The sequence below is a fragment of the Halomonas sp. NO4 genome, from assembly GCF_010994375.1.
Classification (GTDB): domain Bacteria; phylum Pseudomonadota; class Gammaproteobacteria; order Pseudomonadales; family Halomonadaceae; genus Halomonas.
The window spans coordinates 103,425-118,659 of sequence record NZ_WHMA01000008.1 but is presented as its reverse complement, the minus strand read 5'-3'; the positions used below and the strand labels follow the sequence as shown (position 1 = coordinate 118,659).

Annotated in this window: 15 protein-coding genes; 4 read left to right on the top strand and 11 right to left on the bottom strand. The window is 70.0% G+C overall.

What is annotated here, in order from left to right:
* Window positions 1-5 precede the first annotated feature (5 nt).
* A complete protein-coding gene (locus FEF15_RS08580) occupies window positions 6-269 on the bottom strand; it encodes a zf-HC2 domain-containing protein (protein ID WP_163558739.1) in 264 nt (87 codons plus the stop codon).
* A complete protein-coding gene (locus tag FEF15_RS08575; protein ID WP_163558738.1) occupies window positions 266-880 on the bottom strand; it encodes a sigma-70 family RNA polymerase sigma factor in 615 nt (204 codons plus the stop codon). The genes FEF15_RS08580 and FEF15_RS08575 overlap by 4 nt, the downstream gene beginning before the upstream one ends.
* 311 nt (window positions 881-1,191) lie before the next feature.
* On the opposite strand from FEF15_RS08575, the gene FEF15_RS08570 reads away from it, so the two are divergent.
* The gene (locus tag FEF15_RS08570) at window positions 1,192-1,671 is read left to right on the top strand and encodes a cupin domain-containing protein (RefSeq protein WP_163558737.1); all 480 of its coding nucleotides are present in this window, start codon (window positions 1,192-1,194) and stop codon (window positions 1,669-1,671) included.
* 264 nt (window positions 1,672-1,935) lie between these two features.
* Window positions 1,936-2,355, top strand: a complete 420-nt coding sequence (locus FEF15_RS08565; protein WP_163558736.1) for a secondary thiamine-phosphate synthase enzyme YjbQ — start codon at window positions 1,936-1,938, stop codon at window positions 2,353-2,355.
* A 12-nt stretch (window positions 2,356-2,367) separates the two neighbouring features.
* Here FEF15_RS08565 and dauA read toward each other — a convergent pair whose 3' ends face one another.
* The 6 genes from dauA to FEF15_RS08535 all read right to left on the bottom strand — a co-directional run bounded on the left by dauA (window position 2,368) and on the right by FEF15_RS08535 (window position 9,245).
* On the bottom strand, window positions 2,368-4,104 hold the full coding sequence (gene dauA / locus FEF15_RS08560; RefSeq protein ID WP_163558735.1) for a C4-dicarboxylic acid transporter DauA: 1,737 nt from the start codon (window positions 4,102-4,104) through the stop codon (window positions 2,368-2,370).
* Between the two features lie 152 nt (window positions 4,105-4,256).
* A complete protein-coding gene (locus FEF15_RS19235; protein ID WP_205598500.1) occupies window positions 4,257-4,898 on the bottom strand; it encodes a hypothetical protein in 642 nt (213 codons plus the stop codon).
* Window positions 4,899-5,006: 108 nt separating this feature from the next.
* Window positions 5,007-5,720, bottom strand: coding sequence for a response regulator (locus tag FEF15_RS08550; protein ID WP_163558734.1), 714 nt, complete (start codon window positions 5,718-5,720; stop codon window positions 5,007-5,009).
* Between the two features lie 15 nt (window positions 5,721-5,735).
* The gene (locus FEF15_RS08545; RefSeq protein ID WP_163558733.1) at window positions 5,736-7,154 is read right to left on the bottom strand and encodes an ATP-binding protein; all 1,419 of its coding nucleotides are present in this window, start codon (window positions 7,152-7,154) and stop codon (window positions 5,736-5,738) included.
* 376 nt (window positions 7,155-7,530) lie between these two features.
* On the bottom strand, window positions 7,531-8,460 hold the full coding sequence (locus FEF15_RS08540) for a lysine exporter LysO family protein (protein ID WP_163558732.1): 930 nt from the start codon (window positions 8,458-8,460) through the stop codon (window positions 7,531-7,533).
* A gap of 113 nt (window positions 8,461-8,573) precedes the next feature.
* The gene (locus FEF15_RS08535) at window positions 8,574-9,245 is read right to left on the bottom strand and encodes a hypothetical protein (RefSeq protein ID WP_163558731.1); all 672 of its coding nucleotides are present in this window, start codon (window positions 9,243-9,245) and stop codon (window positions 8,574-8,576) included.
* A 170-nt stretch (window positions 9,246-9,415) separates the two neighbouring features.
* On the opposite strand from FEF15_RS08535, the gene FEF15_RS08530 reads away from it, so the two are divergent.
* Window positions 9,416-9,976 (top strand): DJ-1/PfpI family protein, encoded by a 561-nt coding sequence (locus tag FEF15_RS08530; RefSeq protein WP_163558730.1) that lies wholly within the window; start codon window positions 9,416-9,418, stop codon window positions 9,974-9,976.
* 16 nt (window positions 9,977-9,992) lie between these two features.
* Here FEF15_RS08530 and FEF15_RS08525 read toward each other — a convergent pair whose 3' ends face one another.
* Window positions 9,993-11,339 carry a nicotinate phosphoribosyltransferase gene (locus FEF15_RS08525; protein WP_163558729.1) on the bottom strand — a complete coding sequence of 449 codons (1,347 nt, stop codon included), beginning with the start codon at window positions 11,337-11,339 and terminating at the stop codon, window positions 9,993-9,995.
* Window positions 11,336-11,902, bottom strand: a complete 567-nt coding sequence (locus FEF15_RS08520) for a nicotinamidase (protein ID WP_163558728.1) — start codon at window positions 11,900-11,902, stop codon at window positions 11,336-11,338. The genes FEF15_RS08525 and FEF15_RS08520 overlap by 4 nt, the downstream gene beginning before the upstream one ends.
* A 333-nt stretch (window positions 11,903-12,235) precedes the next feature.
* Here FEF15_RS08520 and FEF15_RS08515 point away from each other — a divergent pair, with 333 nt between their 5' ends.
* Window positions 12,236-14,191, top strand: a complete 1,956-nt coding sequence (locus FEF15_RS08515; protein WP_240454116.1) for a methyl-accepting chemotaxis protein — start codon at window positions 12,236-12,238, stop codon at window positions 14,189-14,191.
* Window positions 14,192-14,269: 78 nt separating this feature from the next.
* On the opposite strand, the gene FEF15_RS08510 is transcribed toward FEF15_RS08515, so the two are convergent.
* Entirely contained in the window at window positions 14,270-15,205 is a 936-nt protein-coding gene (locus FEF15_RS08510) for a glyoxylate/hydroxypyruvate reductase A (RefSeq protein ID WP_163558727.1), read from the bottom strand.
* Between the last annotated feature and the right edge of the window lie 30 nt (window positions 15,206-15,235).

Sequence of the window (15,235 nt, the reverse complement as noted above, 5' to 3'; positions counted from 1 at the left end):
GGGGGTCAGGGCGTGTCGTCCGAGCCGTTCGCCTCGAAGCGGTCGAGCAGGCGTCGCACCCGTTGGCGTAGCCGCGGCGGTGCCGTGACGGTCCCGGCCGCCTCCACCCTAGCCCGCAGTCGTTTCTCGAATTCGGCGCGCGTGAAGCAGTCGCGGCACCGAGCCAGGTGTCGCTCGATCTCCTCTGCCTGCTGGGCATCCAGCTCGCGGTCGAGGTAATCGAAGAGGCGTTCGATCACGTCCTCACAGCTCAGCTCCCGGGGAGTCATGACGGCGTACCTCCCTGTCCCGATGATGTGATGCCCGCCTCCCTGGCCTGACCCCACAGCCGCTTCTGCAGCTGGCTACGCGCTCGGTTGAGTCGCGAGCGCACGGTACCCAGCGGGATTCCCAGCAGCCGGGAAACCTCCTCATACGTATAGCCCTGCACCTCCACCAGCACAATCACCACGCGAAAGCCGTCGGGCAGGGCGTCGATGGCACTCGCCAGGTCCTCCTGCAGCAACTGGTTGAAGAACTGCTCCTCGAGGCTGCCCCACCACAGCAGGAAGGGCTGGTGCAGCTGCTGGAAGAGCGTGAAGTCGCCGCTGTCCAGGTTCTCTGATGCGTCGGGCTCGCTGGCTGGCTGGGGGCGGCACTGGCGTCGCCGCCACTCGCTGATGAAGGTGTTGGAGAGGATATGGAAGAGCCAGGCGTCGAAGCGTGCCGGGTCGCGCAACTCGTCGAGGCGGTGCCACGCCTTGCCCACCGCCTCGGCGACGATGTCCTCGGCGTCGTCCGGGTGGCGGGTCAGGCGCAGGGCCGTGCCGTAGAGCCGGTCGAGCAACGGCTCCAGGCGGGCTTCGAACCATTGGCGCGGGTCGGCATGGCGATCGCACATGGTCTGTCTCGTCGTCTCCGCGGCCCGGGTGGGGTGCCACGGCAGCGGGGACCGGGTGAGTGGTTGAGCAAGGGCCATGAGGGCTTCTTTCGAGCTTGAGCCGCCCGGGGGGGCGTGGGCAAGGGGTAGTTCAGGGACGCAGCCGAGGCCCCTGAGGTTCCCGATGAATGCGTTCCCGGAAAAGCGGGAACACAGGCCTGGCCCGCTGCGTCTTGGGCGAACACGGCCATCGTGCCGTGCCCCTGACAACCGACAGAGCGAGTGGAGGCCATCAAGGCCCGAGTGACTCTCACGACACAGGAGACACCATCATGAATCCCCGTACCACCATCCTGACCGCTACGGCCCTGGCAGTGGCGATGGGTACCGCCGCGATCGCCGCGGACGACACCTACCGCGGCAACGGCCACCTGCTCGGCACGCCCGACGAGTTCGAATGGGGCCCCGTGGGCTCCATGGGCGAGGGCGCAGAGATCGCCATCATCGAGGGCAGCCTGGCCGAGGAGGAGCCCTTCACCCTGCGCATCCGCCTGGAGGACGGCTACGAAATCCGCCCCCACATCCATCCGGCCTACGAGCGGGTCACCGTGCTCGAGGGCACCCTGCACTTCGCCCTCGGCGAGACCTACGATCCCGACGCCACGCAAGAGCTGCCGGAAGGCGGCTACGCCATCATGGCGCCCGGCGACCCAATGTTCGGCTACGCCGAGGGCGAGACCGTCATCCAGCTCCACGGTACCGGTCCCTGGGGCATCGAGTACCTCGATCCGGCGGACGATCCGCGCAACTGAGATGCGTTGGCTGCCCACTGGCGGGAGCAGGAGCCGGGCAGTTGCCGTTGCCCAAAGCGAGAGGCGCCGGGGGCAGGCCGGAGAGGAGGTCCTTCGCCATGGATGGCGAAGGTAGCGCCCAGGGAGGGGTTCACAGCGCCTCCTTGAAGGCCTGTCACCGGATTAGCCTCGAGCAATCAAATAACCTTGCTGGCTGGAGGGCGGCCCTTGAGCTGATGGTCCAGCGCGTTAGCATGGCGGGAGACCCGAGCTGGAGGAATCGCCATGTGGCAACAGCAGGAACTGCGCCTCGCGCCGCGCTCGCGCGGCTTTCACCTGATCACCGACGAGGTCGTCGAGGGGCTGCCCGGGCTACGCGAGGTAGCGACGGGGCTCTTGCACCTGCAGCTCCTGCACACCTCGGCCTCGCTGACCCTCAACGAGAACGCCGACCCCGACGTGCGCCATGACCTCGACGCCTTCCTGCGCCGGCTGGTACCCGGCGACCTGCCCTACTTCCGTCATACCCTGGAGGGGCCGGACGACATGCCGGCCCACGTCTGCGCCAGCCTGCTCGGCACCCAGCTCAGTCTGGCGGTGCAGGGCGGGCGTCTCGTGCTCGGCACTTGGCAGGGCATCTGGCTCGGCGAGCATCGCGACCACGGCGGCACGCGCCGGTTGATGGCCACCCTGCACGGCGAATGAAGGGGCCGGCGTTCAGCGAGAGGAGGCGGCCAGCCAGCGCTCGGTGAGGCGCCGCCCCTGGGCCAGGTTACGCACCACGGCGAGGCGGCCGGCCTTGCGACTGAGCCCGGCGCGCTTGAGCTTGATCACCTGGCGCGGCGCCATGCCGACGAAGATCAGCCCCACCTGCTGGGAGTGGAGCTCTTCAGCCAGCGTCTGCAGGGCGACGATGGCGGTGGCGTCCAGGCTCGGCACGTCGTGCATGTCGAGCAGCACCACCTTCACTTCCGGATCGACCACGCGCAGCGTTGCCATGGCCTTCTCGGCGGCGCCGAAGAACAGTGGGCCGTTGATGTCGTAGAGTGCCGCCTGGCGGTGCAGGTCGCGGGTCTCGTCGTCCTCGAGGCGACGGGCATGGGTGACGGTCGCCATGCGGCGGATGAACAGCGCCGCGGCGAGCGCCATGCCCACCGCCACCGCCAGCACCATGTCGAAGACCACGGTGAGGGCGAAGCAGATCACCAGGATCGCCACGTCGCTGCCCGGGGCGCCCCTCAGGGTGTGCACGAAGTGGCGCGCCTCGCTCATGTTCCAGGCGATGATGAACAGCAGTGCGGCGAGGGCGGCCATGGGCACCAGCCCCAGCACCCCGGCCAGTGCCACCACTGCCAGCAGCACCACCAGGGCGTGGACCACCGCGGCCAGCGGCGAAGCCGCGCCGCTGCGGATGTTGGTGGCGGTGCGGGCCAATGCGGCGGTGGCGGTGATGCCGCCGAAGAAGGGCACGGCGATGTTGCCGAGTCCTTGGCCGATTAGCTCGGCGTTGGGATCGTGGCGGGTGCGGGTGAGGCCGTCGGCCACCACGGCGCAGAGCAGCGACTCGATGGCCGCCAGCATGGCGATGGCCAGCGCCGGGCCGAGCAGCTCGCGGATCAGCGCGAAATCCACGACCAGCGGTGTGCCGTCGGGCCCCGGCAGCTGCCAGGGCACCACCAGGCTGGGCGCGAAGGGGGGAATGCCGCTGCCGCTCTGGCCTTGGAACTCCCAATGGAAGCGTGAGGCGATGGTGTCTATCTCCACGCCCAGCGCGCCCAGCAGCAGCGCGGCCAGGGTGCCGACCACCAGGCCGACCAGCGGCGCCGGCACCGGCAGCTTGAGCCGCGGCCAGAGGATCAGGGTGGCGAGCGTCACCAGCCCCACGCCGAGCTCGGCAGCTGCCACGTTCGGCAGTGCACGCGCGATGGCGGCCAGGTTGTGCAGGGTGCTGTCGCCGAGCTCGATCCTGGTGAGGCCAAGGAAGTCGGGCAGCTGCAGCAAGGCGATCACCACGGCGATGCCCGCGGTGAAGCCCAGCACCACCGGGTAGGGTACGTACTGGATCAGGCTGCCCAGGCGTGCCAGACCCAGCGCCACCAGGATCAGCCCCGCCATCAGGGTGGCGAGCAAGAGCCCGCCCACGCCGTGGCTGCCGACGATGGGAAAGAGGATCACCACGAAGGCGGCGGTAGGGCCGGAGATGTTGAAGCGCGAGCCGCCGGTGAGGGCGATGATGGCGCCGGCCACGATGGCGGTGTAGAGCCCGTGCTGGGGCGGTACCCCGGTGGCGATGGCCAGCGCCATGGAGAGCGGCACGGCGACGATGCCGATGGTCAGCCCGGCAAGCAGGTCTCGGCGCAGCTCGGCAAGGCCGTAGCCCGCGCGCCAGGCGGAGAGCAGCGCATGGCAGGGCAAGGGGAGGCGATAGCCGGCGCCTTTGCGGGAGCGGGGCATGACGATTCCTTTGCAGGCTAATAAAGCAGGCCCTTAACGTTACTCCCCACGGTTGCCACGCCGCAAGCTCGGCCATCGTTGAAGGTCGCTGCCCGACACGAGAACGCCCGGCCGAGGCCGGGCGTGTCAGGCAGGGGCGAGTGGCCGCTGGTTCAGCCGTTGCGGTTGTCGCCCTTGCCAGAGTGGTGGCGATAACCGGGATGCTTGCCATGACCGTGCTTGCCGCGCGGTGCCATGGCGGCCTTCATCTCGGCGATCTGCTCGTCGGAGAGCAGCTCGCCCAAGGCGGCGCGGTGCTCCTCGCGCAGCGCCTGCCAGGCGTCGCGGCGCGCCTCGCGGGAGTCGAATTCGCGGTCGCGCAGCGCCTGCATGTCGGCATAGAGGGATTCCCGCACTTCGGTGAGCTGGGTGCGCTCTTCCTCGCTGAGCTCCCAGCTGTCGACCAGTGCGGTCAGGCGCTGCTGCATGGCTTCGCGGCGCTCGGTGCGCCGCTCGTCGCGCAGCTCGCGGCGGGCCGTTTTCAGGGCCTCGCGCTGCTCGTCACTGAGGATCTCGTCGAGACGCGCCTGGTGTTCTTCGCGAAGGTCGCGCAGGGCCTGACGGTGCTCGTCTCGGGCCTCGGCCAGCGCCTCGCGGGTGGCTTCGTCGATGCCCGCGCGCTCGAACATCTCCTGGCGCTGCTCGTGCCAGTCGCCACCCTTGCCGGAGAAGGCCGCGGCGGAGAGGGCAAGCGGGACGAGGGCCGCGCCGAGCAGGGCGGGCATCAAGAGTCGGCGTGAGAAGGGACCTTTCATATCGGCAGCTCCTTGGCTGATGAATGACACTGTCAGTCTCGTGCCCCGGTGTGCAGCCGCCATGCACGCAGTGTGCAAAGCTCGTGCACGCTGCCACTCCCCGTCGGTTCACTCGCCGGGCTGGTACTTGTAGCCGACCCCGTAAACCGAACGGATAACCTCGCGCTCCGGCCACGCCTCGGCGATCTTCTTGCGCAGCTTCTTGACGTGGCTGTCCACGGTGCGCTCGGAGACGATGCGGTGGTCGCGGTACATGTGGTCCATCAGCTGGTCCCGGGAGAAGATGCGCCCCGGGGCGTGCATCATCACCTTGAGCAGCTGGAACTCCACGGCGGTCAGGCCCAGGTCGTGGCCGTCGGCCAGCGCCCGCCAGCCTGCCTCGTCGAGGAGGAGGCCGTCATCGCCGGCGGCCTCCGCGCTGGGCTGGCTGCGGCGCAGTACGGCGCGGACCCGCGCCACCACCTCGCGGGGGCTGAAAGGCTTGCAGATATAGTCGTCGGCGCCCAACTCCAGGCCGAGCAGGCGATCCACCTCCTCGACGCGGGCGGTGAGCATGATGATGGCCATCCCCGGCCACCGCCGGCGGATCTCGCGGCACAGCGTCAGGCCGTCGGTGCCCGGCAGCATCAGGTCGAGCAGCACCAGGTCGGGAAGGTGATCCTCCGCGGCCCGTTCCTGGAGCCAGGGCAGCACGGCATCGCCGTGGTCCAGCTGGGGCGCGGCAAAGCCGCTGCCCTCGAGGTAGTCGGCGACCAGGCGGGCGATCTTGGGTTCGTCCTCGACGATCAGCACGCTGTCGCGGCGGGAGTCGGTGTCGTGCATGGCGGTGCTTCCTTGTCAGCCGGCGGCGTCGAGCCGCGGGAATTCCAGGGTCCAGCATAGCCCACCCAGCGGCGACGCCGAGGGCGTGAAGGTGCCGCCGTGGCTCTTGACCAGGGCCCCGGCGATGGAGAGCCCCAGACCGCTGCCGCCGCTGGCGCGGCTGCGCGAGCCCTCCACACGATAGAGGCGCTCGGTGAGCTTGCCCAGCGCCGCCTCGGGCACCCCCGGGGCGCTGTCCTGCCAGGTGACGCGCACCCGGTCGCCGACCACGGCGAGGCGCACCTCGAGCTGTCCCGGTGCCTGGGTATAGGCGCAGCTGTTGTCGAGCAGGTTGGTCCACAGCTGGCGCAGTCGCCGCGCATCGCCGCGCATCCACGCCGGGCCGTGAATGTCGGCGGTCAGCGTCAGGCCGCTGTCGGCCAGCCAGCCGCGCGCCTCCTCGAGGCGCGCGCCGAGGTGCTCGGCCAGGTCCAGGGGAGCGAGCTGGACCTCCAGCGCCCCGGCGTCGCTCTGCGAGAGCAAGCGCAGGTCGGCCACCAGGCGTTCGAGCTGTCCCACCTCCTGGCCCAGGGAGCGCAGGCTGTCGGGGTTGAGCGGGCGAATGCCGTCCTGCATCGCCTCGATCTCGCCGCGCAGCACGGCGAGCGGCGTGCGCAGCTCGTGGGCGATGTCCGAGACCCAGCGCTCCCGGGCCTGGCGGCTGGCCTCGAGGGTGGCCGCCAGGACGTTGAAGTCGCCCGCCAGGCGGGCCAGCTCGTCGCGGCCGCGCTGGGGCAGGCGGGTGCTGTAGTCGCCCTCGGTGAGGCGCCGGGTGGCGAGTGCCATGCCGCGAGTGCGCCGCCCCAGCCACCACGCCAGGGCCCCGGCCAGCAGCAGCGAAGCGAGCCCCAGAGCGGCGATGATGATGCTCAAGTTGCGCTGCTGGCGCTCCAGGAAGACGCGCTCCATGCGTGCCAGCAGTTGGCGCGGCGGGCGATAGCCGAGGGTGCCGACCTGCTCGCCGTCATGCCGGATGGGCAGCCATTCGAGCTCGGCGGCGTCGCCGTTCTTGTCGGGCGGCAGGCCGATCACCGGCAGGCCCTGGGCATCGTGGAGCACGAAGTCGCGGGCATCGCCCAGCTGGCGCTCGATGCCGTGGGGCGGGCGGCGCTCGCCGGGCCACAGCTGCTGGCGCACCAGTCGGTGCCAGGCTGGGGGCGAGTTGCGCAGCCACTGCCAGCCGTCGCGCCTTGCCCACTCCTCGCCGAGCCCCTCGGCGAGCGTCGCGGCGCGGTTGGCCTGGGTGGTCTCCAGGTATTCGATGAAGCCGCGGTCGAGGCTGCGCGACACGGCCAGGAACACCAGGCCGGCGATCACCACGTTGCCCAGCAGGATGATCAAAAACAGCTTGATGCCCAGGCGGGACACGGCGGGACGGGGCAGGCGTAGGGCCATGGAGCGGGTCTCGGCAGCGGTGGCGATGACGCCTCAGTATCGGCGATGGCGATGCAGCCAATGATCAACAACAGTGCAAGATTGGTGCAAGCCTACCCCTTGTGATAACAGGGCTTTCGCAGTTGATGGCAACCACGGTAGAGAGTGGCTAAGAGGGAGGATGGCGCTGCCTCCCACTAAATAAGACTCTTCGCACTTTAGAGTGAACATGTTTGGCAAACTTCAGGGTGGGAGGCCGGCTCTGCCGGGCGAAGGCGCCGTAGGCGCCCCATGGGTAGCGCTGCGCGCTACTTCGCGAGCTGAAGCTCCCTCCCACAGAGCCAGTTCACGCCAGTCTGCGATGAACCCAAAATAACTACGATGATAGCCCTGATTGTCATAAGGACAGGAAGAACAGGATCAGCGGCGGCGACAGCAGCGACAGCAGAAAGCCAGAGACCACGGCCACCGGCACGCAGGCCACGCCGCCGTGCTGCTGGATCACCGGCAGGGTGAAGTCCATGGCCGTGGCGCCGCCGTAGCCGATGGCCAGCGGCGCGTGTCGGCGGATGGTCAGTGGGATCAGCACGAAGGCCGCGAGCTCGCGCAGCAGGTCGTTGAAGAAGGCCACGCCGCCCAGCCGCGCCCCCAGCCCGTCGCCGATCAGGATGCCGGAGAGCGAGTACCAGCCGAAGCCGGCGGCGAGCGCCAGCCCCTCGTTCCAGGCCAGCGCGAGCAGCGGCGCGGCGAGCAGGCCGCCCACCAGCGAGCTGCCCGCCAGGGTGGCGGCGATCGCCAGGCCGTGGCGGTTGAGCAGGATCTGGCGCAGCGGCATGCCGGAGTTGCGCAGCTGGCAGCCGATCAGCGCCAGCAGCAGGTAGAGCACCCATTCGGCAAGCCGCTCGGCGCCGGCGAAGAGCGCCGCGCCGCCGCCCAGGGCGGCGGCGGCCAGCCCCGCCAGTACGCCGGCGACGACCACCGCCACCAGGGCCAGCGAGCCGGCCAGGGCGGCGAGCTTGCTGGTGGGGGCGCCGGCCACCGTGCGGGCGGGGTCGAGGCGCACGTGAGGGCGGCGCGCCAGCCAGGCCAGCGCCGTCAGGTTGCAGGCGGAGAGCAGCGCGAAGAGCAGCAGCGCCTGGCCGCCCATGCGCGAGAGCTGGCGGGCCAGGTCGTCGAGCCCGGCCAGGCTCACGCCCATCAGCAACAGGATGACGTAGATGGTGGCGTTGACGCCGCGATTGATGGCGGCCATCACCCCGGCATGGGGCACCGGCACCAGGTAGCCCAGAAGCAGCGGCAGCAGCACCAGCAGTAGACCGCTCAGCATCGAGATTCCCTTCTCCTCAGGTTTCGTCCGAAAAGGCGTGACGGCCCGCCGCTGAGCGAACCGAAGCGGCACACTCTAGCCCAACCCGGGAGGCTGGCCAATGGGGCGGCGTGTCAGGGCCGGGGCTGCTCCAGGGCGGTGAGCGCCAGGCGACTGCGGCGCTCGCCGTCGCGGTGGTAGGCGGCATCCAGCAGCAGGCCGGGGAGCTCGGCGTGGAAGCGCAGCACCAGGCGGCGATCGGGTTTCGCGGGGTCGCGGGCCTCCACCGTCACCGACGGGAAGTCGCCCGCCGGCACGCTCAGGCGCTCCCGCGCCAGCACGCGGAACTCGAGCGTTTCCTTCTCTCCCTCGTGGTCCTGGTAGTCGAGCCGGCAGGGCGTGGTGCACTCGCCGGCAAGGGCCCGCCGCGACAGGGCGAAGAGCGCCGTCTGGCGGTCGAGTCGCTGGCGCAGGGCATCCGGTGCCAGCTGGTAGCGCTCGCCCATGCCCAGCAGCGAGTAGCTGCTGGCGTAGTGCAGCGGCTCCACCGCCTCGGCGGCAACACGAAAGCGGCTGCGCTCCTCGCCGCGGGCCAGGGCGATCGCCGCGCGCATCTCGCTGAGCCAGTGGTGGCCCTCGCGCACGAGGCGATGGTCGATGGTGGCATCGGGCCAGCCGCTCAGTTCCAGCTGATAGCGTGCGGTGAAGGGCGTGGGTTCGGGGCCGGCGAAGGCCAGCGCCGGGGCCAGGAGCGCGGCCAGCAGCAGGGCGGCCTGCGCATGGCGAGGAAGGGCTGAGTGCGGCATCGAAGGCTCCCGTGGCAAGACCCGCTGAGCATGGGGTGGCCAATGTGGGAGCGCGTCGCGCCCCGACGGGTTCCGGCGTGCACGGAATTTGCGCTATGGACCCGCTCGACTAGGCTTCGCTTGCAAAGCGTGACATTTTCCAGCCGCCCTATCCACGCAAGGAGACTCCCATGGCCAGACTGCTGCTGATCGCCGGTGACTATGTCGAGGACTACGAGATCATGGTGCCCTTCCAGGCCCTGCAGGCCATGGGGCATCGGGTGGATGCGGTCTGTCCCGACAAGCGCGAGGGCGACAAGGTGCGTACCGCCATCCACGACTTCGAGGGCGACCAGACCTACTCCGAGAAGCCGGGGCACGACTTCACCCTCAACGCCACCTTCGCCGAGGTCGAGCTGGCCGCCTACGACGGTCTGGTGATTCCCGGCGGCCGCGCCCCGGAATACCTGCGCCTCGACGAGCGGGTGCTCGATCTGGTGCGTCACTTCGTGGAGAACGACAAGCCCATGGCCGTAATCTGCCACGGCGCCCAGCTGCTGGCGGCGGCGGTCTCCCTCGAGGGGCATCGCGTCTCCGCCTACCCGGCCTGCGCCCCGGAAGTGCGCCTGGCGGGCGGCGACTACGCCGAGATCGCCGTCGACCAGGCGGTCACTTCGGGGCGGCTGGTCACGGCGCCGGCCTGGCCGGCCCATGGCGAATGGCTCAAGCAGTTCCAGGCGCTCCTCGACTGAGCGCCCGGGAGCCGCGTCAGGTCTGCGAGCGGAGCCGGTCGAGCTCGGAGCTCAGCGCGACCGGGTAGTCGGGCCGGCCCGGGTCGAGACGCCGAAGCGTGACGGGCATGGCGTCGAGTGAGGTCTGGACGCGCTCGCGGGCGTCGTCGGCCAGCGCCATCGCGTCGGCGTTCACCGCGCCGCCGCGTACCAGCGGTCGCAGCAGCGGCTCGCCCTCGATGCCCGGCTCCTCGCGCCGGGCGATGACGTCGCCCGTCATCTGCCCCGCGGCGTCGAAGCACCGATAGAGCTGCTTGCGACCCGGCAGGTTGATCTTGCCGGTGGAGTGCTTGACCCGCGGCGTGTCGGCGTACTCGACGAGCTTGTAGGAGAGGTCGATCACCGGGGCGTCGGCAGCCACCCCCATCTCGGTACCCACGCCAAAGGCGTCGATGGGCGCGTCGTCGTCGAGCAGGGCGGCGATCTTGTGTTCGTCGAGGCCGCTGCTGGCGATGATCTTCACGTCAGCATGGCCGGCTGCGTCGAGCCGCTCGCGGGAGCGGTGGGCGAGCTCGCCGAGGTCGCCGGAATCGAGCCGGATGGCGGCCACGCGCAGCGCGGGCTCCTCGGCCATCAGCGCGATCACCTTGTCCACGCCCGCCAGGGTGTCGTGGGTGTCCACCAGCAGGGTGGTGTTCGGGTAGTGGCGGGCGAAGGCACGAAACGCCTCTCGTTCGTCGTCGTGGGCGAGGATATAGCTGTGCGCCATGGTGCCGCGCAGCGGCAGGTCGTGGCGCAGCCCGCCGAGCACATTGCTGGTGCCCGCCAGCCCCGCGGTACGGTAGGCGCGCACTCCCCGCACCGCGGCGTCGATGCCATGCATGCGGCGCAGGCCGAAGTCGACCACCGGACGCCCGTGGGCCGCGAGCACGAGGCGCACCGCTTTGGAGGCGATCACCGTCTCCAGCTGCACCAGGTTCATGACCAGGCTCTCCAGCAGCTGCGCCTCGGCAATCGGCGCGTCCACCTCCATGAAGGGCTCGTTCTCGAACACCGGCGTGCCCTCGGGCAGCGTCCAGATGTCGCCGCTGAAGCGAAAGTCCTTCAGCCAGTCGAGAAAGGCGTCGTCGAAGGTGCCGGTCTCGGCCAGGCTGGCGAGGTGGGCATCGCTGAAGCGCAGCCGGGTGGCCAGCTCGGCGGCGTGCTGCTGGCCGCAGGCGAGCATGAAGCGCCGCGTCGGCGGCAGCTTGCGGAAGTAGAGGCTGAAGGTGGCGCGCTCCTCCATGCCTTCCTTCCAGTAGGCCTGCAGCATGGTCAACTGGTAGAGGTCGGTGAGCAGCGCGAGGTCGCTGTCGTCGACGCCGTAGGGCGGGCGCTGGCTCATGCGCGGACCTCGGCGCCAGCCTGCTCGAGCTCTTCGCGGATGCGACCGCGCGCCTCGGGGTCGACCGGTTCGGTCAGCGTCTCGAGCAGTACCACCTTGAAGCCCTCCTTGAGCGCATCCTTGGCGGTAGCCTGCACGCAAACGTCCATGGCCAGGCCGCACACCACCACCCGCTGGATGCCGCGGTCGCGCAGGTAGCCGCCGAAGCCGGTGCCGTCGAAGGCGGAGTAGGCGTCGGCGTCGAAGGCGGTGGCCTTGCTCACGCGGATGACATCGTCGGTGAGGGCGAGATCCGGGTGAAAGGCCGCCCCCTGCGTGTCCTGGACGCAGTGCACCGGCCAGGGCCCGCCGCGATGCTCGAAGCTCACATGATCGACGGGGTGCCAGTCGCGGGAGGCGGCCACCAAGGCGCCGGCTTCGCGGGCGGCCTGGATCTGCGCATTGATGCCCGGTACCAGGGCGGCACCGCCCGACACTGCCAGGGCGCCGCCCTCGCAGAAGTCGTTCTGCATGTCCACGACCAGCAGCAGGTCGTGGGGGCCGTAATCGACGTGCGTCGTCATGGCGTACCTCCGTGCAGTGAGTGGGCTCTCTCCTATCAGCCTACTCATTGATGTGCGGTTCGTGTAGCCGGAGCACAACCCCCGGTTTGTCGGTCCGCCCCGCGTAGCGGACATGATGTCGGTCAAATTTATGACGCTTTCATGACCATTGGACTAAAGGCGAACCTTTCCAGGCCGACATTGACGGTAACCGCGTAGCCCTTTGCGTGACCGGTCCCAGTCGGTACCGGTCCTGGGAGACAGCCGGCTGATATCACAACAACAATCACGCACCACCCGATTTCCACCGCACTTTCTTGTTGCGATCACTCAGGTTCGGCAGGTAAGCATCTCATGACCCATGTCCTTCATCGTATTTCCATGTCGCGCAAGTTCCTGCTTGCGCTGGCCCTTCCCATTCTCGTCATCGCCTGGCTGGCGGCCAGCGGCATCCTCGAGCGGCAGCAGCTGGCCGCCGACATGGCCGAGGTGGAGCAGATGACCCACCTGGCCAATCGGGTCGGCGATCTGGTGCACGAACTCCAGGTGGAGCGCGGCCTCTCCTCGGGCTACCTAAGCAGCGACGGCGAGAGCTTCGGCAATCGTCTGGCCGAGCAGCGCGGCCGCGCGGACGAGCGGCTGGCGGCGTTTCGCAGCAGCTCGTCCGCGCTCGATGCCGGCGGGGACCCGCGGATCGCCGCGCTCAGCGAGGGTCTCGACGCCGACCTCGCCGAACTGGCCTCGCGGCGGGCTGCCATCGACTCCCTGGCGATCAAGCCGAGCGAGTCGCTGGCCTACTACAGCGGCCTCAACGGCACCCTGATGGAGATCGCGACGCGCCTCACTGCCAGGGTCGATGCCGGCACGCTGTCGCGCGACCTCAGCGCCTACGCCGCCCTGATGGAACTCAAGGAAACCGCGGGCATCGAGCGCGCCCTGCTTGCCGGCGCCTTCTCGGCCAACCGCATGGCGCCCCAGACCTACTACGCCTTCATGGAGCTGCTCGGCCAAGCCTCGGCCTTCGAGGATAGCTTCCTGGCCCTGGCCCGGCCGGCGATGAGCGAGCGCTACCAGGCCGCCACCGCGGAGCACGAGGATGCCGGCCGGCTCACCATGATGCGACAGATCGCCGTCAACCAGGGCGTCAACGGCGGCTACGGGCTCGATGCGGCGCGCTGGTTCGATACCCAGACGGCCAAGATCGAGCGTCTCAAGGGAGTGGAAGAGGCGATGGCCGCCGGCGTGCTGGCCGATGCCGAGGCACTGGCGGCCGATGCCCGTGGCGAGCTGTGGCGCTTCGCGCTGTTTGCCGGCCTGGCCGTCGGCGCGGCCCTGCTGCTGGCCGCCCTGCTGGTGCGCAGCATCGTCGGCCCCCTGCAGGCCGCCCTGCGCCAGATCGCCGAGCGCGACGGCGACCTGACCCAGCGCCTGCCGGTGCCCGGCACCGACGAGCTCTCCCGCTTCTATGCGGCCTTCAATGCCTCCACCGAGAGCATGGAGGCACTGGTGGCGAGCATCCAGCAGGGCGCCTCGGGCGTGACCTCGGCCAGCGGCGAGATCGCCCAGGGCAACCAGGACCTGGCCAGCCGCACCGAGGAGCAGTCCTCGTCGTTGGTGGAGACCGCCACCAGCATGGAGCAGATCACCTCCACGGTGCGCCAGTCGGCGGATAACGCCCGCGAGGCCCAGCGCATGAGCGAGGCGACGGCGAGCCGCGCCGACCAGGCGAGCCAGGTGGCCGCCCAGGCACGCGATGCCATGCGCGAGATCCACGAGGCCAATCGCCAGATCAACGCCATCGTCGAGGCCATCGACAGCATCGCCTTCCAGACCAACCTGCTGGCGCTCAACGCCTCGGTGGAGGCGGCACGCGCCGGCGAGCACGGGCGCGGCTTCGCCGTGGTGGCCGGCGAAGTGCGCAAGCTGGCCAGCCGCAGTGCCGACGAGGCGGAGAAGATTCGCCGACTCATCGACAACAACGCCCAGCGCGTGGCCAAGGGCGACGGCCTGGTGAGCGAGACCCATGATGCCCTGGCGGCGATCACCCGCGAGGTGCGCCAGGTCGCCGACCTGGTCAGCGACATGTCGGCGGCCACCACCGAGCAGTCGGCGGGTATCGAGCAGATCAACCAGGCGGTGGCCCAGCTCGAGCAGACCACCCAGGAGAATGCCGCTCTCGTCGAGCAGGTGGCCGCGGCGAGCCGCTCGCTGGACGACCAGGCCGGCGAGATGTCGGGGCTGATCGGGCGCTTCAAGGTCGCCGCCGAGCTCTACGGCGGTCGTCTCAAGCAGCTGCTGCCGTCGAGCTGAGGCACCCGCCAGCACCAGCCGGCGGCCGGGCCCGGGGCCCGGCCGCTGGCGGGTGGCGGGAGGGTTGTTGCCGAGCGTTCAGTAGCCGGCTGCGGGATCGACGGTATCGATGGGCTCGCCCGCCGCGAAGGCGCGCAGGGCCTCGGCGACCTGGTCGAGTGCCGCGCCGAGGGGCGTGGGCCCGGCCATGTGCGGGGTGATCCACACCCGCGGGTGCGACCACAGCGGGTTCTCGGCCGCCAGCGGCTCCTCGGGAAAGGCGTCGAGCACGGCGCCGCGCAGCCGGCCTTCACGCTCACCCTCGCCCAGCGCCTCGAGCAGGGCAGCCTCGTCGACCAGTGTGCCGCGCCCGGGGTTGATCAGGCTGGCGCCGGCCGGCAGCGCCGACAGGGTCTCGGCGTTGACGATATGGCGCGTGGCCGGGGTGTCGGGGAGCAGCAGCACCAGGCTGCGCACCCGGGCCAGCAACGCCGCCAGGCCGGCGTCGCCGTGGTGGCAAGTGACGGCCTCGAGCGATTTGGGCGAGCGGCTCCAGCCGTGCACCGGGAAGCCGTCGGCGGCGACCATGGAGGCCACCTTGGCGCCGATGGCGCCCAGCCCCAGCACGCCCACCGGCCAGTCGGCCTTGTCGACCACGGCGTGCTCGCGCCATTCGGCATGCGCCTGCTGGCGGCGGTAGCGGTCGAAGTCGCGCTGGAAGTGCAGCACGGCGTAGCGCACGTAGTCGCCGATCAGCTCCGCCATGCCGGCATCGCGCAGCTTGACGATGGGCACCCCCGAGGGGAGGCCGGGGTTGTTCAGCAGGGCATCGACGCCGGCGCCCAGGTTGACGATGCCCTTGAGGGCGGTGGGCTCGCGCAGCAGCCACTCGGGCGGCTTCCACACCGCCAGGTAGTCGGCCGCGCGGCGGGCGCTTTCCGGGGCCGCGCTGGTGATGACCTCGGCTTCCGGGAGACGGCGAGCCAGGGCGTCGCGCCACAGCTCGGCGTCGTCGATATGGACCAGTACGCGCATGACAGCTCCTCCTGTTCTCGTGAATGGCGG